At 64.6% G+C, this 19,212-nt stretch carries 15 protein-coding genes; 3 read left to right on the forward strand and 12 right to left on the reverse strand.

The genetic code is table 11. The annotated features are described in order from the left end of the window. Positions 1–17 precede the first annotated feature (17 nt). The 3 genes from P3T23_RS39860 to P3T23_RS39870 are packed head-to-tail and all read right to left on the reverse strand — an operon-like array spanning position 18 to position 6,027. Positions 18–1,532, reverse strand: coding sequence for an efflux transporter outer membrane subunit (locus P3T23_RS39860; protein ID WP_429321550.1), 1,515 nt, complete (start codon positions 1,530–1,532; stop codon positions 18–20). A gap of 10 nt (positions 1,533–1,542) precedes the next feature. Then, on the reverse strand, positions 1,543–4,752 hold the full coding sequence (locus tag P3T23_RS39865; protein WP_429321551.1) for an efflux RND transporter permease subunit: 3,210 nt from the start codon (positions 4,750–4,752) through the stop codon (positions 1,543–1,545). A 15-nt stretch (positions 4,753–4,767) separates the two neighbouring features. After that, a complete protein-coding gene (locus P3T23_RS39870; RefSeq protein WP_429321552.1) occupies positions 4,768–6,027 on the reverse strand; it encodes an efflux RND transporter periplasmic adaptor subunit in 1,260 nt (419 codons plus the stop codon). A gap of 405 nt (positions 6,028–6,432) precedes the next feature. Here P3T23_RS39870 and P3T23_RS39875 point away from each other — a divergent pair, with 405 nt between their 5' ends. Beyond that, a complete protein-coding gene (locus P3T23_RS39875; RefSeq protein ID WP_429321553.1) occupies positions 6,433–7,074 on the forward strand; it encodes a TetR family transcriptional regulator in 642 nt (213 codons plus the stop codon). A gap of 79 nt (positions 7,075–7,153) precedes the next feature. Here the strand turns inward: P3T23_RS39875 and P3T23_RS39880 are convergent, their stop codons facing one another. After that, entirely contained in the window at positions 7,154–7,786 is a 633-nt protein-coding gene (locus P3T23_RS39880) for a cysteine hydrolase family protein (RefSeq protein WP_429321554.1), read from the reverse strand. A gap of 211 nt (positions 7,787–7,997) precedes the next feature. Here P3T23_RS39880 and P3T23_RS39885 point away from each other — a divergent pair, with 211 nt between their 5' ends. After that, complete coding sequence (locus tag P3T23_RS39885; RefSeq protein ID WP_429321555.1) at positions 7,998–9,050, forward strand: helix-turn-helix domain-containing protein; 1,053 nt, start codon at positions 7,998–8,000, stop codon at positions 9,048–9,050. Between the two features lie 84 nt (positions 9,051–9,134). Here P3T23_RS39885 and P3T23_RS39890 read toward each other — a convergent pair whose 3' ends face one another. The 6 genes from P3T23_RS39890 to P3T23_RS39915 form a co-directional block, all read right to left on the reverse strand. Continuing rightward, positions 9,135–9,878 carry a CoxG family protein gene (locus tag P3T23_RS39890; RefSeq protein ID WP_429321556.1) on the reverse strand — a complete coding sequence of 248 codons (744 nt, stop codon included), beginning with the start codon at positions 9,876–9,878 and terminating at the stop codon, positions 9,135–9,137. A 34-nt stretch (positions 9,879–9,912) separates the two neighbouring features. Further along, positions 9,913–10,389, reverse strand: a complete 477-nt coding sequence (locus P3T23_RS39895; protein ID WP_429321557.1) for a DUF427 domain-containing protein — start codon at positions 10,387–10,389, stop codon at positions 9,913–9,915. 183 nt (positions 10,390–10,572) lie between these two features. Next, entirely contained in the window at positions 10,573–11,070 is a 498-nt protein-coding gene (locus tag P3T23_RS39900) for a carboxypeptidase-like regulatory domain-containing protein (RefSeq protein ID WP_429321558.1), read from the reverse strand. 146 nt (positions 11,071–11,216) lie between these two features. Next, positions 11,217–12,716, reverse strand: coding sequence for a DegQ family serine endoprotease (locus P3T23_RS39905; protein ID WP_429321559.1), 1,500 nt, complete (start codon positions 12,714–12,716; stop codon positions 11,217–11,219). Positions 12,717–12,854: 138 nt separating this feature from the next. After that, entirely contained in the window at positions 12,855–14,156 is a 1,302-nt protein-coding gene (locus P3T23_RS39910; protein ID WP_429321560.1) for an ATP-binding protein, read from the reverse strand. Between the two features lie 4 nt (positions 14,157–14,160). Continuing rightward, the gene (locus P3T23_RS39915) at positions 14,161–14,823 is read right to left on the reverse strand and encodes a response regulator (protein WP_429321561.1); all 663 of its coding nucleotides are present in this window, start codon (positions 14,821–14,823) and stop codon (positions 14,161–14,163) included. Between the two features lie 272 nt (positions 14,824–15,095). On the opposite strand from P3T23_RS39915, the gene dacB reads away from it, so the two are divergent. Further along, positions 15,096–16,769: a D-alanyl-D-alanine carboxypeptidase/D-alanyl-D-alanine endopeptidase gene (gene dacB, locus P3T23_RS39920; protein ID WP_429321562.1), complete on the forward strand. Its 1,674-nt coding sequence runs from the start codon at positions 15,096–15,098 to the stop codon at positions 16,767–16,769. A gap of 160 nt (positions 16,770–16,929) precedes the next feature. Here the strand turns inward: dacB and P3T23_RS39925 are convergent, their stop codons facing one another. After that, entirely contained in the window at positions 16,930–17,970 is a 1,041-nt protein-coding gene (locus tag P3T23_RS39925; RefSeq protein ID WP_429321563.1) for an L-threonylcarbamoyladenylate synthase, read from the reverse strand. A 13-nt stretch (positions 17,971–17,983) separates the two neighbouring features. Continuing rightward, entirely contained in the window at positions 17,984–19,180 is a 1,197-nt protein-coding gene (locus P3T23_RS39930) for a 5-(carboxyamino)imidazole ribonucleotide synthase (RefSeq protein ID WP_429321564.1), read from the reverse strand. Positions 19,181–19,212: the final 32 nt, after the last annotated feature.

Below are 19,212 nucleotides of genomic sequence, written 5' to 3' on the forward strand. Positions count from 1 at the left end.
CTGGATGGCGACACCTGTCAGCCCGCGGGCGCCGAAGCTGCAACAGGCGCGCTCGCTGCACCGTAGTCGACGGGTGCATCGGCCGGACGCGGCTGCTCGCCTGCCCGCTCGATCCAGCCGCCGCCCAGGAACTGATACAGATCGACCAGGTTCGTGAGCCGGTTCAAGCGCGCGGTGATCAGCGTCTGCTGCGCGACATAGAGATCGTTCTGCGCGGTCAGCACCGACAGATAGCTGTCGACGCCGTTCCGGTAGCGCAGGTCCGACAGCTCGAAGCGGCGCTGCTCAGCGTACGTGTTGCGTTCACGCGCCGCAATTTCCTCGTCGAACGTGCCACGTGCCGCGAGACCATCGGCGACTTCGCGGAAGGCCGTCTGAATCGCCTTTTCGTACTGCGCGATCTGGATGTTCTTCTGCACGTGCGCAAGATCGAGATTGGCCTTGTTCGCACCACCTTCGAAGATCGGCAACGTGATCTGCGGCGCGAACGACCATGCCGCGGAACCCGCCTTGAAGAGACCGCCAAGCGACGGACTCAGCGTACCGAAACTGCCGGTCAGCGAAACCTTCGGGAAAAACGCCGCGCGCGCCGCCCCGATGTTCGCATTGGCAGCAAGCAGGTTCTCTTCTGCTTCCATGATGTCTGGACGACGCTGCAGCAGATCCGACGGCAACCCTGCCGGAATATCCGCGAGGAGATTCTGGTCGTTCAACGGCATGCCTGGCGGCAGATCCGCCGGCAGTGGTTCGCCGACCAGCAGCACGAGCGCGTTTTCCGCCTGCGCCCGCAGACGCGCCTGCGACTGCATGCTCGCCGTGGCCTGCTCGACCACGGTCTGCGCCTGACGCAGATCGAGTTCGGAACCCGTGCCCGTATCGAATTGCAGCTTCGTGAGGTTGTACGAATCCTGCGCGATCTTCAGCGTGGCTTCGGTGACCTTCAGCAGATCGTCAAAGGCCAGCACGGTCAGATACTGGTCCGCCACCGACGACACGAGCGAGATTTCCGCCGCCTTGCGAGCCTGCGCCGTAGCCAGATACTGCGCCAGCGCCTGATCCTTCAGGCTCTGGATCCGGCCGAAGAAGTCGATTTCCCACGAGGCGTTGAGGCCGACCGAATACTCGGTCGAGATCGTATTGCCGAAGAACGTCAGATCCTTCGGCGTGCGCGTTTTGGTTTCCGACGCCGCCGCTTCGAGCGTCGGGAACAGTTGTGCGCGCGTGATCTGATACTGCGCACGCGACGCCGCAATATTCAGCACCGACACGCGCAGATCGCGGTTGTTCTTCAGCGCGATCTCGATCAGCCTTTGCAGACGCGGATCGGCGAAGAAGTCACGCCAGCCGATATCCGTTGCCGCCTGGCCGTTGGCGCTCGGGCCGCCCGCCGCCGCGACGGGCTGGGTCGCGTAGACGCCGCCCGTCGGGAAGCTGTCCGACACGGGCGCGGCCGGGCGTTCGTACTTCGGCGCCATCGTGCAGCCCGCGGCGAAAAGTGCAACCGCGACTGCAATCAAAGAGTGTTTTTGCATCTCTATGTCCTTAGCTCGCAGACCCGTTGCCCGAGCCATTGCCGCCCGCCCCACCTTCAGGGTTGTCCGGATGGTGCTGGTTGTAGTGATCGAGCGCTGCATCCGGGTCTTCCTTCTCGCCACCGAACTTCGCGCGGATCACGACGAAGAACATCGGGATCATGAAGATGGCGAGGAAGGTCGCCGTCAACATCCCGCCGATCACGCCGGTACCGATCGCGTGCTGGCTGGCCGAGCCCGCGCCGTTACTGATGGCAAGCGGCATCACGCCGAGAATGAAGGCGAGCGACGTCATCAGGATCGGGCGCAACCGCAGACGCGATGCTTCGAGCGCCGCTTCGACCGGCCCCATGCCTTGCGACTGCTGCAGCTCGCGGGCGAATTCCACGATCAGAATCGCGTTCTTCGCCGACAGCCCCACCGTGGTCAACAGCCCCACCTGGAAGAACACGTCGTTCTCGAGCCCGCGCAGCGTCGCGGCGAGCAGTGCGCCGATCACGCCGAGCGGCACCACCATGATCACCGAGAACGGAATCGACCAGCTTTCATACAGCGCGGCGAGACACAGGAACACGACCAGAATCGAGATGCCGTACAGGATCGGCGCCTGCGAACCGGACTGGCGTTCCTGGAACGACAGACCCGTCCATTCGTAGCCGATGCCCGCCGGGAGCTTCGCTGCGATGGCCTCGATCGCCGTCATCGCCTGGCCGGTACTCTTGCCAGGCGCCGCGGCACCCTGGATTTCCACCGACGAAATACCGTTGTAGCGCTCCAGCTTCGGTGAACCGAACGTCCAGGCACCCGAAGCGAACGCGGAGAACGGCACCATGCCGCCCGCCGAGTTGCGCACGTACCAGTCGTGCAGGTTCTCCGGCGTCATCCGGAATGGTGCGTCGCCCTGCAGATACACCTTCTTGATCCGGCTGTCGGTATCGAGGAAGTTGTTCACGAACTGCGATGCCCACGAGATCGAGAACGTCTGGTCGATGGTCGCCAACGATACGCCAAGCGCCGAAGCCTTCTCCTGATCGATGTTCACCTTGAACTGCGGCGTGTCGTTCAGGCCGTTCGGACGTACCTGCGCCAGTACCGGATCCTTGGCAGCCATGCCCAGCAACTGGTTGCGCGCGGCCATCAGCGCCTCGTGACCGACACCCGAGCGGTCCTGCAACTGGAAGTCGAAGCCCGCTGCGGTGCCCAGTTCAGGAATGGACGGCGGATTCACCGGATACACCAGCGCATCCTTGTAGCCGCCGAAATGCATGAACAACCGGCCCACGAGCGCCTGCACCTTCTGGTCCGAGCGCTGGCGCTGCGAATAGTCCTTCATCCGCACGAACACGAGACCCGCGTTCTGCCCGCGACCGGCGAAGCTGAAGCCGTTCACCGTGAAGGTCGATTCGACGATGCTCTTCTCGGTGGTGAGCAGATAGTCGGACACGTTCTTCAGCGTGCGGGCGGTCGTTTCCTGCGTTGAACCGGCCGGCGTCTGCACCAGCACGAACATCGTGCCCTGGTCTTCATCCGGCAGGAACGACTTCGGCAGCTTCACGAACAGCAGCCCGACCGCGAAAATCACCACCATATAGATGATGAGCCAGCGGCCCGAGCGCTTGATCACGTGGTGAACGCCAACGTGATACTTGTCGCGGCTTTTCTCGAACGTCCGGTTGAACCAGCCGAAGAAACCCTTCTTCTCTTCGTGATGGCCTTGCGGAATCGGCTTGAGGATCGTCGCGCACAGCGCCGGCGTCAGAATCAACGCGACCAGCACGGACAGCACCATCGCCGCCACGATCGTCAGCGAGAACTGCCGGTAGATCGCGCCGACCGAACCGCCGGAGAACGCCACCGGCACGAACACCGCCGACAGCACGAGCGCCACGCCGACCAGCGCGCCGGTAATCTGATCCATCGCCTTGCGGGTTGCGTCGCGTGGCGACAACCCCTCCTCGGCCATCACCCGCTCGACGTTTTCCACCACCACGATCGCGTCGTCCACCAGCAGGCCGATCGCCAGCACGAGACCGAACATCGACAGCACGTTGATCGAAAAGCCTACCACGCCCATGATCGCGAACGTGCCGAGCAGCACCACCGGCACGGCGATCGTCGGGATCAGCGTGGCGCGCAGGTTCTGCAGGAACAGGTACATCACGAGGAACACGAGCACGATACCTTCGAGCAGCGTCTTGACCACTTCCTCGATCGACGCGCGCACGAACGGCGTCGTGTCATACGGGTACTTCACCACCAGACCGTGCGGGAAGTACTTCGACAGTTCGTCGACCTTTGCGCGCACGGACTTGGCCGTTGCCAGCGCATTTGCACCGGTCGCCAGCTGGATACCGAAGCCCGCGGTCGGCGCGCCGTTGTACTTCGTGTCGAAGTTGTAGTTTTCGCCGCCGAGCTCGATGCGCGCGACGTCCTTGATGCGCACCTGCGAGCCGTCCTGATTCACCTTCAGCAGCACGTTGCCGAACTGCTCAGGCGTGCTGAGCAGCGTGGCTTCGGAGATCGTCGCCTGCAGCAGCTGACCCGGCACCGACGGCGTGCCGCCGAGCGAGCCGCCCGCCACCTGAACGTTCTGCGCCTGCAATGCGGTCTCGACGTCGAGCGGCGTGAGGCCGAAGTTGTTCAGCTTGTTCGCGTCGAGCCAGATCCGCATCGCATATTGCGTGCCGAACAGCGTCACCGTGCCCACGCCGTCAAGACGGCTGACCGGATCCTGCACGTGCGACGCGACGTAGTTCGCCAGGTCGTACTTGTTCATGCTGCCGTCTTCGGACACGAATGCCATCACCAGCAGGAAGCTGCTGCTCGACTTCGTGACCCTCGTGCCAAGCTGCTGCACAACCTGCGGCAGAAGCGGCGTGGCGAGCTGCAGCTTGTTCTGCACCTGCACCTGCGCGATGTCCGGATTGGTGCCGGCCGCGAACGTCAGCGTGATCGTGGCCGTGCCGGAGTCATCCGACGTCGACGCCAGATACAGCAGGTGGTCGAGACCACTCATCTGCTGCTCGATCACCTGCGTGACGGTATTTTCAACGGTCTTCGCCGAGGCGCCCGGGTAGGTCGCGCTGATCTGCACGGCCGGCGGCGCGATGGTCGGGTATTGCGCGATCGGTAAGGTAAAGATCGACGCGAGACCCGCCAGCATCAGAATGATGGCGATCACCCATGCAAAAATCGGGCGATCGATAAAGAACTTTGCCATGAAGCGGGCTCCCTGTTATTGCGCGCCCGATGCAGCGGAGGCAGCTTGTGCGTTGTGAGGCGTGTCCCCCTGGGGGGCCGTCTGCGCACCGCTGGCCGCCGGGGCACCCTGAGCCGCAGTAGCGGAGGCAGGCGCAGGAGGCAGTTGTGCAGGGACCGGCTTCACCGACGCGCCGGGGCGGACCTTCTCGGTGCCCTGAACGATCACGCGGTCACCCGGATTCAGGCCGTCATCGACGACCCAGCTCTGGCCGTACGTGCGCGACGCGACGAGCTGGCGCAACACCACCTTGTTGTCCGGGTCGACGACGAGCGCGGTCGGCTGACCCTTCTGGTCATGCGTCACGCCGACCTGCGGCACGAGCAGCGCGTTCTGGTTCACACCCTCTTCGATGCTTGCGCGCACGAACATGCCCGGCAACAGCACACGGTCCTTGTTCGGGAAAATTGCGCGGACGGTGACCGAACCCGTGGTCTGGTCGACGGTCACGTCGGTGAACTGGAGCTTGCCGGTTTCCGGATACTTCCGGCCATCCTCGAGGATCAGCGTGACCTTGGCGGCATTGGGGCCGTTCGTCTTCAGACGCCCCTCCTGGATCTCACGGCGCAGCCGCAGGCCGTCGAGGCTCGATTGCGTCACGTCGACGTAGACCGGATCCAGCTGCTGGACCGTCGAGAGCAGCGTCGCCTGGCTCGCCTGCACATAGGCGCCCGGCGTCACCGCCGACTTGCCGATGCGGCCGGTGATCGGCGACGTCACATCGGTGTAGCCGAGGTTGATCTGCGCGGTGTCGACCGCGGCCTTGCCGGCAGCGACGTCTGCTGCCGCCTGCCCTTCAGAGGCCACGGCGTTGTCGTAGTCCTGCTTGCTGACGGCGTTGGCCGCGACGAGCACCTTGTAGCGGGCTGCCTGGGCGGAGGTCGAAGCGAGATTTGCCTGGGCCTTCGCAAGCGACGCCTTCGCGTTGTTCAGCGTCGCGATATACGGAGCCGGGTCGATCTTGTAGAGACGCTGGCCGGCCTGGACCTCGGAGCCTTCCGTGAACTCGCGCCGCAGGACGATGCCGTCCACCCGTGCGCGGACTTCCGCGACGAGGTAGGCGCTGGTACGGCCCGGCAGTTCGCTGGTGACCGGCACTGCCGACGGCTGGACGGTTACGACGCCGACTTCGGGCGTCTGTTGCGGAGGTGCCGATTGTTTTGGTCCGCATGCTGCAAGAAATACGGCAGCCGTCGCGGCACTGATTAAGCGGAATGGAACCCGTTCGACGCGCATGGAGCGACCTCTGTCAAAGACTGAGAATGAAAAAGTGCGCGCATCCCTACCCCGGGGACGACGGCGCACGCATGCGTCAGAAGACGCCTGATCGATAGCCCAGAACAGCCCAGGGCAAATGCGCCAAACCGGGAAATGCCGCACTGCGACGCCATATCAGGCGGTTCGCAAGCGTTTTAAAAGACAACAGTGTCGGATATTAACCGGTCGACACGGCTTGGGCTATCCGATCGATGGGGTGCTATTATATATACATTCGTGGATGCACGTAAAAGACGGTTTGTAGCGCCGAAGCGGTAGGGTCCGCAAGATCAGTTCGCAAATCGGTTAACTATTGAACGGATTGTTATCGGACGCGTTTAATAGGCTCCGGGACAACCCGTAACGAGAGCGGTTCATACAGATATGGCCCGACGAACGAAGGAAGAGGCGTTGGAAACACGCAACGGCATCCTCGATGCCGCGGAGCGGGTGTTTTTCGACAAGGGTGTGTCGCGCACGTCGCTGGCCGACATCGCCCAGGCAGCGGGCGTGACCCGCGGGGCGATTTACTGGCATTTCGCCAACAAGGGCGAACTCTTCACCGCGATGTTCGATCGCGTGCTGCTGCCGCTCGACGAACTCAAGGCGGCCTCGCTCGATCCCGAGGAGGCGGATCCGCTCGCGCGCCTGATGGAGATCTGTACGTTCTGTCTGCGCGACACGGCGAACGACCCGCGCCGCCGGCGCGTGTTCGATATCCTCTTTCTGAAGTGCGAATTCGTCGAGGAGATGGGCCCAGTCATGGCCCGCAATCAGAACAGCATGCGCGACGCACTGAGGAGCATCGAGGGCGGCCTGCGCAACGCAATCTCGAAAGGCCAGTTGCCGGCGGATCTCGATACGGCACGGGCGACGTCGATGCTGCATGCGTTCGTCGGCGGGGCTCTGCGCGACATGCTGTTCCTGCCTGGCGCGCTCGACGTCGAGAAACACGCCGGGCAGATGGTCAAAGGCATATTCGACATGCTGCGCCTGAGCCCCGCCTTGCGTTCAGCGCCCCTCTGACACGCGAAATGGAATGAACGCCTCCCACCTGCGGGCCCTCTTTGCATCATCGTGCGTCGCTCAGGCGGCGCATCCCGTCTCAGGCCGCTCTACGCGTTGCGCGCGCCGTCTGGTTCGACGTGTAAATGTTGCCGCGCTCCAGCGGCTGGCCCGCCGCAAGGGCCTCGATCCACTGATCCGTACCGGCGACCGCAGCAAAGCGCGATTGCAGCACGATGCTGAACACGCGATGGATGTCCTCCGCGCTCGCGAAGCCCGCGCTGTTTTCGTACGGCACCGACCCAGTCGCGTCGTGCAGAAATTCGACCGTAAGCCCCGAATGCACCGCATGGTTGATCGTCGACGCATCGCAGTTGTGGGTCATGTAGCCGACGACCGTCAGCGTGTCGACCTGATGCTGCGCGAGCCAGGCGGCGAGGTCCGTTTCCGGGAAAGCGCTCGGCAACGTTTTCGTCACGAGATGGTCGCGCTCACGCGACGCGACGGCCGGATGCAGTTCCGCGCCTTCCGTGCCGCGTGCGAAGAGCGGCGAAGTAGCCGGAGCCAGATTCTGGACAACAACAATTGGGACCGACGCGGCGCGCGCAGCGTCCATCGCGCGGCCGATGTTCGCGAGCGAAACCTGCACCGGCGGATATTCGATCGGCAGGTCGCCGGTGACGTATTCGTTCTGCACATCGATGACGATCAGGGCGCGGTGGGGCGTAGTCATGGCGAAACTCCTTCTCTGGTTGGAGGGCTCGCCACGCACCGGCGGTTCGGTTCTTTCCAGTGCAGCAGCGATGACCGCATTCTTCGCTTTCCGCGGCGAAGCCGACAGTGACCCGAATGACAGCTTTCGATAAGATCGGGCCATTCGTGCTTTTCGAAGTTTGTCCGTGGCCGGTCCGTCCTGCCTGTTACTTCACATCAAGGAGCCTGCGATGCCCACCCCGGTTTCCGGTTCTGCTTCCCGTCGTGGCGCTCGACGACGGCCGTCCCAGGCTCCTCGTACGGGCCGTACGGGCGTTGTCGATGCCGATACGAGGCCCGTCATCGCCGTCGTCGCCTTCGATCGCATCAGCCCGTTCCATCTTTCAGTGCCCTGCGTGGTGTTCGGCGAAGACCGCGGCGACGGCGGCGTGCCAGCGTTCGACTTTCGCGTCTGCGCGACCGAGCCGGGCACGCTGTCGACCACCGCGGGCTTTTCGATCGCTGCACCGTATGGTCTCGACGCACTCGCCGACGCCGACACAATCATCGTGCCGAGCTGGCGCGACCCGAACGAGCCTCCGCCCGCGGCATTGCTCGACGCATTGCGCGCAGCGCACGCGCGTGGCGCGCAACTGGTCGGGCTGTGCCTGGGCGCGTTCGTGCTGGCGGCGGCAGGTTTGCTCGATGGCCGTCCGGCTACCACCCACTGGGCCTGGGCAGAAGACTTCGCGAGCCGCTATCCGAAGGTGAAGCTCGATCCCAATGTGCTGTATGTCGACGACGACGACGTGCTGACCTCGGCCGGCACGGCAGCCGGTCTCGACTGTTGCCTGCATGTGCTGCGCAAGCGGTGCGGTGCGCAGACGGCGAGCTATGTCGCGCGCCGGCTCGTCGTACCGCCGCATCGCCAGGGCAGTCAGGCGCAGTACATCCAGCAGCCGGTGCCGGCAAATGTGCACGGCGACCGCCTGGCCGGACTGCTCGACTGGGTATGCAGCAACCTGGACGAGCCGCACACACTCGACACGCTCGCCGGGCGCGCCCTGATGAGCCGGCGCACCCTCACGCGCCGCTTCCGGCAGTCGACCGGCACGACCGTCGGCGCGTGGCTACTCGCGCAGCGCCTTGCGCGCGCGCAGCAACTGCTCGAGACTACGGATCAATCGGTGGATGCGATTGCCGGCATCGCGGGCTTCGGCTCGACTGCGTCGCTACGTCAGCATTTCGCCCAGGCGTTCAGAACGTCGCCCTCGGCTTACAGACGGGAGTTCCACGGCGCGTGACGAGGGGCGCGATGAGGGAAATGCGCTCGGGAAATATCGGCGGCACTTTACGCGGCGGCCGGAAAAGCCGCCGCGCCCGGCCTTTCAGCCCTGGCTGAACCAGCGCGCCAGATAAAGCAGTATCGCGACGAAGAAGATCATCCCTGCCCATGCCCAGTTCGGCACGGCATGCGGGTCATGCTCGTGATGCGACGCGCGCGCGCCCAGCAGGGAGCTGGCCGCCCGGCCGGTCAGCGCGCCATGATCGTGCGGCCGGACCCGGCGCGCCATCGCACTGAGATTGACCGGCCGCAAGAATACATGCTGGCGCCGGTTCGGCGTGCCATGCACGCGATTCGGTCCGCGACCGTGCTTCGCCTGCACAACCGCGCAGAATTCGGTGAAAAAAGTGTCTGCCAGTTCATGCAGCGCGTTTTCGATCTGACGTGCGGGCAGCTGGGTCAGGGGGCCGGTCAGCGTGGCCCAGACCGAATAGTCGATCCGCGTGTGCGCGTGCCTGGTCGGGCCGCTCCCCTGATCGTCCGCACGCAGGCGCACTTCCATCTGTCCGCGCAACGCCCCGACACCTTCGGCCCGGGCCTTGAAGTTGAGCATGCGGTGCATGGTCTCGGACTCCACGTCGTCCGGGCTCACGACATGGGCACGCACGTCGTAATGCGCGCGCAGGGGCCCGAGCGGCACGGTCATCGTCAACGCATATTCGCCGCGCGCCAGCTGGGTGAAAGACTCGCAGTTGTCGAGGCTCGCGCGCAAAAGCGCAAGATCCTGCAGGGCGTCCCATACGGCCGAAGGTTCAAGCGGAATCCGCAAAGCGTTGTTTAGTTCCATGACGGCCTCCCCGATAAACGCGCGGCCCGCGGGATCAAGACGTCTGATCGATGCGGTCGACGCGCGATACGTAAAACGCCAGATAGCCCTTGATCTGCTTGACGGAGTCGAGCGGTGTCTCGTAAGTCCAGACGGCGTTTTCGACGACGCCTTCTTCTGTCAGCAGGTGATAGTAGGACGCCTCCCCTTTGAACGGACATCGGGAGGTATGCGCAGAACGCTCGAGCCGCGCCATGTTGACGTCTGCACGCGGGAAATAGAACACATCGGGAAGGCCAGTTTCGGATAAGGTCAGCGCGGCCTGGGTGTCGGCCACGGTGACGCCCAGATGAATCACGCGCACGCGATGACGGTTGGCCGTAACCTCGACGCGATGACCGCCGCCCGCCGCGCCATGCGCTGCGGCATTGGCTGAGGGTTGTCCCGGAACGGACGAGCGCACCGCACTCTGCCCGTCACGGGCTTCGTCCTCGTCGGGACTTCCGTTGCCTGCCGGGGCGTTGGCCGTCATGTCCAGCTCCGTGGTGCGGTTGGGAACCGCGCGACAGCCCAGGCTCCAACCCCGCTGGCGCGCCGCGCGTGCGCTTTCTGGCAAGCGGCGCGGCTCCATGAATAAAGCCACGGGGCGTGCCCGTGGCTTTATTATCGACGAAACTCCAGCCGAATGTGCGGACTCACTGAGCGAACCAGGGTATCACTGGGTATTCCAGTAGAAGGAAGCTCGGGCCGTGCCCTTGGCCGGCACGCTGACGGTCCTGGTCTGCTCGCGATCTTCGTACGCCGCATGGACCGTATAGCGGCCAGGCTGCAGTCGCACCAGCATGAACGGGCCGCGTGACGTCGCGGTCAGCACGTCGCCGCCTTGCGCGTCGACAATCCGGACATGAACGTTCGCAAGAAAATTGGAAGCCGGGCCGGTGAAGCGTAGCGACAGCGGCCACTGGCTCTGTGCGGCCTGTAAGGCTCTCGACTCATCGAGCCCGACACCGCCCGAGACGAACGACACGTCGCCTTGCTGCTGAACCTGTGGCATGCCGCCGCCGTTGGTATTGCCTGCGCTCGTGTTGTCGGTCGTGGTGCCGCCCGTGGTGTCGCTCGCCTGCTGCGCATACGCGCCGCCCGAGAGACCGAGTGCCAGCGCCGCAGCCACGGCCGCCGTCAGGATTCTTCGCTGTGTACCTTCTGTCTTCATGGCATCGTTCCTTTTATGGTTCGTGCGGAAAACAAGTGGCCGCAAGCTCCGTGCCTGTCGGCTCGCACCAGCGTCGAGACAGGCACAACTGCAATCGGTGCGATCCTTGGCGCCGGACTAGCCGGCGCCACCCAGTACTTTTTACATCAACCGAGGTCGACCGGTACAAAGATCTGTGCATCGTCGCGCTGGATCAGGAGCGCAATGCTATCGCCCGCCTTGGCAACCATCTGCTTCAGCTGGTCGACACTCGTCACCGGACGGCCGTTGACGGCGAGGATCACATCGCCCGGCTGAATGCCAGCGCTCGCCGCCGGACCACCCGCCTGCTGAACCAGCAATCCGTGCGACAGCGACCCACTGCTCTTTTCCTCGGGTGTCAGCGGCCGAACCGCAACCCCCAGGCGACCCTGTTCCTCTGCCGGCGTATCTTTCGATGCGACCTTCGCATCCGACAGCGAACCGATCGTCACCTTCAGGGTCTTGGTCGCCTTGTCACGCCAGACCTGAACGTCGGCCGACGTGCCCGGCTTCAGGCTGGCCACCTGGGACGGCAGATCCGACGAGTCGGCCACCGGCGTGCCGTTCACCGACAGGATCACGTCGCCCGGTTGCAAGCCGGCCTTCGCGGCCGGTCCGCTGGCATCGACCGAACTTACGAGCGCGCCTTGCGGCGTCTTCATACCGAACGAATTGGCAAGCGACTGGTTCACCGACTGCACTGCAACGCCGAGACGTCCGCGGCTGACGTGACCCGTCGCGACGAGGTCGTCCTTGACCTTCATTGCCTCGCTGATCGGGATGGCGAACGAAAGACCCTGGAAACCACCCGTCTGCGAATAGATCATCGAGTTGATGCCAATCACTTCGCCCTGCAGGTTAAACAACGGACCGCCAGAATTTCCTGGGTTCACCGGCACGTCAGTCTGGATGAACGGCGTGTAGTTTTCATTCGGCAGCGAACGCGACTTCGCGCTGATGATGCCCGAGGTCACCGTATTGTCGAAACCATACGGCGAGCCGATTGCGACGACCCATTGGCCGACCTTGCTCTGACGCGGATCACCGATCTTTACGGTCGGCAGGTTGCTCGCTTCGATCTTCAGTACGGCGACGTCGGACTGTTTGTCTGCACCGACGACCCTCGCCTTGAACTCACGCTTGTCGGTCAGCTTGACGGTGACGACGTTAGCGCCATCGACGACGTGCGCGTTGGTCAGAATGTAGCCGTCGCCGCTGATGATGAACCCGGAGCCAAGGCTCGCGCTCGGCGTGTCCGGCTGATCGCCGCCGCCCGCGCCGGGGCCGCCCTGACCAGGGACACCGCCGAAAAAGTGACGGTAGAACTGATAGAGCGGATCGCTCGGATCCATCGGCAACTGCGCGCCGTTACCGCTGCGTTGCGCAGTCTGTTTGACGACGTGCTTCGCGCTGATGTTGACCACAGCCGGGCCGTACGTTTCAACGAGGCCGGAGAAATCTGGAATGCCGGTCTTCGCGGCGGCTTCGGCCGGCATCATCGCCGCTTGTACCGGCGTGATGATTTCGGGTGTCGGAACGTTGCGATGTCCTGCTACGTAGCCCGCCGACAATGCGACGGCAACGGCCACGGCAACTGCGCTGCGGGGGAGGATTTTTGCTGTCATCGTGTACTCCTGACGGGAAGACGTGCTCCAGAATTGATTCGAAGCGTACGCGGCATCGCTTAAAGGAGTCTTAAACTTGCTGCGACCCGAAAACCCTTTCCCGTTCTGCCTGCAGAGGGTCTTTCGCCCCCCGGGGAATCAGAACCGCACGGTCACGAGCAGGCCGCCCGTCGCCGATTCGCCCAGCGTCAGTTGCGCCTCGTGTTGAAGCGCGACGCGTTTGACGATCGCAAGCCCAAGACCGCTGCCGGCGACGTCGGTGCGTACGCGGTTTGCGCCTGCGCCGACGCGATAGAAGCGGTCGAAGACGCGCTCGCGCTCTTCAACCGGAATGCCCGGCCCCGAGTCGGCGATACGCACGACCGGACGGCCGCCCTCGACCTTGAGGCTCACATCGACCCGCCCACCCGCCGGGGTATATTTCGTCGCGTTGTCGAGCAGATTGTTGAACATGACACGCAACGCTTCGGCGTCACCGGTCACGTTCGCTGGTTCACTTGTTTCGACGCCGAGATCGACGTTGCGCTGCTGCGCGAGCGGCAGGCATGCCACCACGCATTCGTCGAGCAGCGCATGCAGGTCCACTGCAGTTGCCGACACACGCCCATCGGGTTCGGCGCGGGCCAAGGCAAGCAGCTGTTCGGCAAGACGCGTCGCACGCGTAACGCCCGCCTGCAGATCATCGAGCGCTTCCCGACGCGAGCTGTCGTCGCGCGCGCGGGCGACGAGCTGCGACTGGATCTGCAACGCAGCAAGCGGTGTGCGCAATTCGTGCGCAGCATCGGCGACGAACGCCCTCTGCGTCTGGAGTGCCGTGGCAAGCCGTTCCAGCAGCCCATTCAGGGCGCGTACGAGCGGCTGGACTTCCTGCGGCAGGCGTCGGTCCGGCAAGGGATCGAGTGCTTCGGGATGACGCGTATCGAGCGCATCCGTCACGCGCCGCAGCGGCTTCAGACCGCGCCCGACGATGATCCATACCGCCAGACCGAGTAACGGCAGCAGGACAATCAGCGGCCACAAGGTGCGCAGCGCTACGTTCGCCGCGAGCCGGTTGCGCACCGAAACCGGTTGTGCCAGCTGCACGACGTTATCGCCGACGATCGCACCGTACACGCGCCAGTCGCCGCGATCGGTGTGCTCCGTCGAGAAACCGAGTTCGGCGCGTGGCGCGAGCGGCGCGCGTGGATGCGAGTAGTACATCAGCATGCCGTTACGATTCCAGATTTGCAGCACGATGCCTTCGTCGCCGGTATCCTGGGAGCCGAGCACCTGCGAAAAAGGCTCGGCGGGCAGCGCGGCGGCGATCTCCTGCAACTGATAATCGAACAGTTCGTTCGCTTCGGCGAGCGCCTGACGATAGATCAGCCAGCCCGCGATGCCCACCCCGGCAAGCACGATCGCGAGCAGCCAGAACAGCAGTTGACGGCGAATCGAGCGCATCAGCTCAGACATCCTTCGCGAGCATGTAGCCGAGACCGCGCACATTGCGGATCACGTCCGCGCCAAGCTTCTTGCGCAGCGCGTGGATATAGACTTCAACCGTGTTGCTGCCGATCTCCTCGCCCCACCCGTACATTTTTTCTTCGAGCTGGCTCTTCGACAGCACCGCGCCCGGCCGCGCCATCAGTGCTTCGAGCAGGGCAAATTCGCGCGCGGACAAGGCGACCGGCGCACCTTCGAGTGTGACCTGATGTGCCGCAGGATCGAGCGTGAGCCGGCCGTGGCGGATCGTCGAATCACTGCGGCCCGACTGGCGCCGGATCAACGCGCGCATGCGGGCGCCGAGTTCGTCGAGATCGAAGGGTTTGACGAGGTAATCGTCGGCGCCGGCATCAAGTCCCTTGACGCGATCGGCGATCGCGTCGCGCGCGGTGACGATCAGCACGGGAATCGCCAGGCCGCGGGTACGCAGCGTGCGCAGTACATCGAGACCATCGCGTTTCGGCAGACCCAGGTCGAGCAGCACGAGATCGTAAGGTTCGCCAGACACCGCGTTCAACGCGGATTCGCCGTCCTGCACCCAGTCGACTGCAAAGCCCTCGCCGCGCAGCGCCTTGCGCACACCTTCGGCAATCATCCGGTCGTCTTCGACAAGCAGTATGCGCATCGCTCTACCGTTTCAAATCGTTCGTGATCACGCATTCTAGCCTCCGGACCTGTCTGCGTACCTGCGCTCGGGTTTTGCCGGTGCGTTTTTGGGGTTCGTCGTGCCCGCGGGTTTCGCGAGCGCCTTTTCCGCGCAGCAGCATCGCTTGTCTCTACAATGAGCGCTTTTGCTACGCAGGGTGCGTTTCCTGCTGGCGCCTGTTCGCAGTCGCCGGCCCGCGCCAGCCGACGCGCCGCCTTACAAGCCGTGATCCTCCGCCTGACCGCCTTTTCATGACGAACGCATTTTTCTCTTCACTTGCGCGCCGCCTGCCGGTTCGCCCTCTTTCGTCTGTTTTCAACACTACGTCGTACCGTCCGGGCGAGCCCGGCGCCGCGCTCCCCGCACAGCCGTTGCGCGCCGCTGCGATGCTGCCCCGCTGCGCGGCGTTCGCGCTCACGCTTGCGCTCGCCCTGGCCGCGCCGTTGCCGGCGCACGCGCGCGTCAAGGCCACCCATCCTGCCGTCAACGTCAGCACGGTGCTGCCGTCTTCGGTCATGGCCGGGCTCGAGCGCGCGCATGTCCCGCTGTCCGCGATCAGCGTGGTGGTGGAAAAGGTCGGCGACCGCACGCCGATCGTCGCGCTCAATGCCGGCAAGCCGATGATGCCCGCCTCGACGATGAAGCTCGTCACGACCTATGCCGGCCTTTCGATCCTCGGCCCCGACTATCGCTGGCGCACGAGCGCGTACGCCGACGGCACCGTCGACGGCAACGGCGTGCTGCACGGCAACCTCTACATTCAGGGCACGGGCGACCCGAAACTCGTGCCGGAAGAGCTGATCGACCTCGTGCAGAAGATCCGTAAGGCCGGCATCAACGGGATCGACGGCGCACTCGTGCTCGACAAACGCTTCTTCGATCCGTCGACGCGCGATCTGCCGCCGTTCGACGACGACGTCACGGCGCCGTACAACGTTGGTCCGGATCCGCTGCTGTATGCGTTCAAGTCGCTGTCGTTCACGCTGACGCCGTCGCCGGATGGCACCGTCGCGGTCGACGTGCTGCCCGCCCTCGCACAACTGCAGATCGACAACCAGCTGCACGCGACAGGCGGCCCGTGCCGCGGCGAATCGACCGCCGTTACGCCCACCGTCACGCCGATGCCGAACGGCACGGTGTCCGCATCGTTCGCCGGCGACTACCCGCTGCGCTGCGGCGACCGCACGATCAACGTCGCCGTGCTGGATCACTCGGCATTCTTTGCCGGCGGCTTCCTTGCGCTCTGGCAACAGACTGGAGGCACCTTCAACGGCACGACGCGTGAAGGCGCGGTGCCCGCCGGCGCGCGACCGATCGCGGTCCACGAAGGGCCGGCGCTGTCCGACATCGTTCGCGACATCAACAAGTTCAGTAACAACACGATGGCGCGCAACCTGTTCCTGACGATTGGCGCGGCAATCTACAAGGCGCCCGCGACGCCACAGAAATCGATCGACGCCGTCGACACATTCATGCACCGCAGCGCGCTGCCAACCGAATATCTGCAGCTCGAAAACGGCTCCGGGCTGTCGCGTGACGAGCACATTACCGCCCTCTCGCTCGCCGACCTGCTGCAGTCGGCCAACTCCAGCCCGGTCGCGCAGGTGTTCGTCGAATCGCTGCCGATTGCCGGCGTCGACGGCACGATGCGCAACCGGCTGACGACGCTGCCCGTCGGGGGCAACGCGCATATCAAGACCGGCACGCTGCGCGACGTGCGCGCCATCGCCGGTTACGTCGCGTCGGCGGACGGCGAGAGCTATGTCGTCGTCAGCTTCATCAACGATGAGCACGCTGAAGCGGCACGGGCCGCGCATGACTCGCTGCTCGAATGGATCTATAAGGGCCCGTCGATGGCCTTGCCCGCCGCGCCCGACCCGCGCGGCAAGGCGAGGAAAAACCCGAGTCGCCGCAATCCGCGTTGAGTACTCCTCCCGGGGAATCGGGCGAAGCGCGGCGTTTCGCGCCCGGTCTGACGCGCTGCTCTCTAAAATTCCGGCTCGAAAATGCCAGGCTTTTTGTCCATCGACGCAGCGACGACCCGCCGCTGCACCGAGCTTCAAGCCGGTATCGTCACCCGTACCCTTATCCTTGGGCCTCAAAAGCGGCTGCCGCTCTGCCTAGCCGGTCATTGACGGCAATCCATTCGATCGTGTCGGGGAGCTTCTCGATCAGGATACGCTCGACGTCTGCGCGGTCGAGTGCACGCAATAGACCGTAAAGTTCGCGCGCGTACACATGCGGGTCCTCGGGTGCGGCGACGAAGTGCACACCGTCGGCGTGCGCCCAATGTCCGGCTCGCGAAGCCCGCGCGACAAGCGCCACGCGCTCATGCGCCGTGCGCGCAGCCAGCAACGACTCGATCGCATCGAAGCGCAGCAACAGAAGAGGCGTACGCGGCGCATAGTGCGCCTTCAAGGTCCCCGACGCGCGCGGCGCCGTGGCGTCTGAACCGTCCGGCAAACGCGGCATTTCGCCGAGCACCGTGGCAATCTCTTGCGGCGTCACGCGTCCGGGTCGAAGCAGCGCCGGAAACCCGCGCGACAGATCCAGAATCGTCGATTCGATCCCGACGTCCGACGATCCGCCATCGAGCACGTAGATGGAACTGCCGAACTCATCGCGCACGTGCTGCGCGGTAGTCGGGCTCACATGTCCGAAGCGGTTCGCCGACGGCGCCCCGACACCGCCGTGTCCGCCGCGGCGCGCGCTGAACGCAGCAAGCAGCGCCTGAGCGACCGGATGCGACGGACAGCGCAGTCCAACCGAATCCTGTCCACCGCTCACCGCCGCCGGTATATGCGCAGCGCGCTTCAGGATCAGCGTGAGCGGACCCGGCCAGAAGGCATCGATGAGCCGCTGTCCCTCGGCAGGGAGATGCTCGACCCAATAGCCGGGATCGCCATTCGGCGCGAGATGGACAATAACCGGATGATTCGCCGGCCGCCCCTTAGCCGCGTAGATGCGCGCCACCGCTTCAGCGCTCTCCGCATCGCCTCCGAGGCCGTAAACGGTCTCGGTCGGAAAAGCGACGAGTTCACCCGCGTCCAGCAGCGCAGCGGCGTGCTCGATCTCTTCTGCGCTGACCGGCAATGATTCGTCCGCCTGTTTCGGTTGGTCCGGCATGGTGACAGCGGTCTCAGCTCGTAGCGATGTGCAGGAGCCGCGCACAATCGCGCGCGGCCGTGCGGGCTTCGTCGAGCGTGGCGGCGGTGAAGTTCACGTGGCCCATTTTCCGGCCCGGCCGCGCCTCTTCCTTGCCGTACAGATGCAGACGTGCAGCCGACATTGCCGCGACTTCATGCCAAGGCGGAGTAACGGCCGCGCGTTTCGGGCCGTCCTTGAACCAGACGTCGCCAAGGATGTTCAACATCACTACTGGCGAATGCTGGCGTGTATCGCCTAGCGGCATGCCTGTCATCGCCCGGACCTGCTGTTCGAACTGGCTGGTTGCGCATGCATCGACGGTGTAATGGCCGGAGTTGTGCGGCCGCGGCGCCATTTCGTTGGCAACAAGCGAGCCGTCTTCCAGAATAAAGAATTCGACGCACAGCACGCCGACGTAACCCAGCTTCTCGGCGATCTGCAGTGCGGCCTGCTGCGCCTGGCCGACCAGCGCGGCGCTCGCATCCGGCGCCGGCACGATCGTGTGCGACAGCACGCCGTCGCGATGCGTATTCTGCGCGAGCGGATAGACCGCTGACGCACCGCTCGCCGCCCGCGCAATCAGCGCCGACACCTCAAATTTGAGCGGCAGCCGCTTTTCCAGCACGCATGCCACGCCGCCGAGCGACGCATGCGCCTCGCGCACTTCCTCGGCATTGCGCACACGGATCTGGCCTTTGCCGTCGTAGCCAAGCCGCGCGGTCTTGAGGATGCCGGGCAATACAGCTTCGAGCTTCGCATCGCCGATAGCTTCAAGCGCGGCCGACGAGTCGATCACGACATGCGGCGCCACCGCAACGCCCGACGACGCGATAAAGCGCTTCTCTGCGATGCGGTCCTGCGCAACGGCAACGCACCGGCCCGCAGGGCTCACGAAGGTGGTGCGCGCGAGGAAGTCGAGGCTCGCCGCGGGGACGTTCTCGAACTCCGTCGAAACCGCCGCGCACAGACGCCCGAGTTCGGTAAGCGAGGCCTCGTCGTCGTAAGCGGCGCGCAGGTGCCGGTCCGCCACAGCGCCCGCCGGACTGTTTTCGTCCGGATCGAGCACGGCGACGCGATAGCCCATCGCCTGGGCGGCAAAGCAGAACATGCGGCCGAGCTGGCCGCCACCGATCATGCCAAGCCATGCGCCGGGCAGAATCGGTGAAACCGGTGTGTTGTCTGGGTTCATCTCAGTGGTCGGTCACGGCCGGTGCGCAAGCT

Source organism: Paraburkholderia sp. GAS448, from assembly GCF_050435685.1.
GTDB lineage: Bacteria > Pseudomonadota > Gammaproteobacteria > Burkholderiales > Burkholderiaceae > Paraburkholderia.

Bases quoted from the DNA above. Each gene is read 5' to 3' on its own strand.
- P3T23_RS39860 (WP_429321550.1), bottom strand. From the start codon at position 1,532: ATGCAAAAACACTCTTTGATTGCAGTCGCGGTTGCACTTTTCGCCGCG.
- P3T23_RS39865 (WP_429321551.1), bottom strand. From the start codon at position 4,752: ATGGCAAAGTTCTTTATCGATCGCCCGATTTTTGCATGGGTGATCGCC.
- P3T23_RS39870 (WP_429321552.1), bottom strand. From the start codon at position 6,027: ATGCGCGTCGAACGGGTTCCATTCCGCTTAATCAGTGCCGCGACGGCT.
- P3T23_RS39875 (WP_429321553.1), top strand. From the start codon at position 6,433: ATGGCCCGACGAACGAAGGAAGAGGCGTTGGAAACACGCAACGGCATC.
- P3T23_RS39880 (WP_429321554.1), bottom strand. From the start codon at position 7,786: ATGACTACGCCCCACCGCGCCCTGATCGTCATCGATGTGCAGAACGAA.
- P3T23_RS39885 (WP_429321555.1), top strand. From the start codon at position 7,998: ATGCCCACCCCGGTTTCCGGTTCTGCTTCCCGTCGTGGCGCTCGACGA.
- P3T23_RS39890 (WP_429321556.1), bottom strand. From the start codon at position 9,878: ATGGAACTAAACAACGCTTTGCGGATTCCGCTTGAACCTTCGGCCGTA.
- P3T23_RS39895 (WP_429321557.1), bottom strand. From the start codon at position 10,389: ATGACGGCCAACGCCCCGGCAGGCAACGGAAGTCCCGACGAGGACGAA.
- P3T23_RS39900 (WP_429321558.1), bottom strand. From the start codon at position 11,070: ATGAAGACAGAAGGTACACAGCGAAGAATCCTGACGGCGGCCGTGGCT.
- P3T23_RS39905 (WP_429321559.1), bottom strand. From the start codon at position 12,716: ATGACAGCAAAAATCCTCCCCCGCAGCGCAGTTGCCGTGGCCGTTGCC.
- P3T23_RS39910 (WP_429321560.1), bottom strand. From the start codon at position 14,156: ATGCGCTCGATTCGCCGTCAACTGCTGTTCTGGCTGCTCGCGATCGTG.
- P3T23_RS39915 (WP_429321561.1), bottom strand. From the start codon at position 14,823: ATGCGCATACTGCTTGTCGAAGACGACCGGATGATTGCCGAAGGTGTG.
- dacB (WP_429321562.1), top strand. From the start codon at position 15,096: ATGACGAACGCATTTTTCTCTTCACTTGCGCGCCGCCTGCCGGTTCGC.
- P3T23_RS39925 (WP_429321563.1), bottom strand. From the start codon at position 17,970: ATGCCGGACCAACCGAAACAGGCGGACGAATCATTGCCGGTCAGCGCA.
- P3T23_RS39930 (WP_429321564.1), bottom strand. From the start codon at position 19,180: ATGAACCCAGACAACACACCGGTTTCACCGATTCTGCCCGGCGCATGG.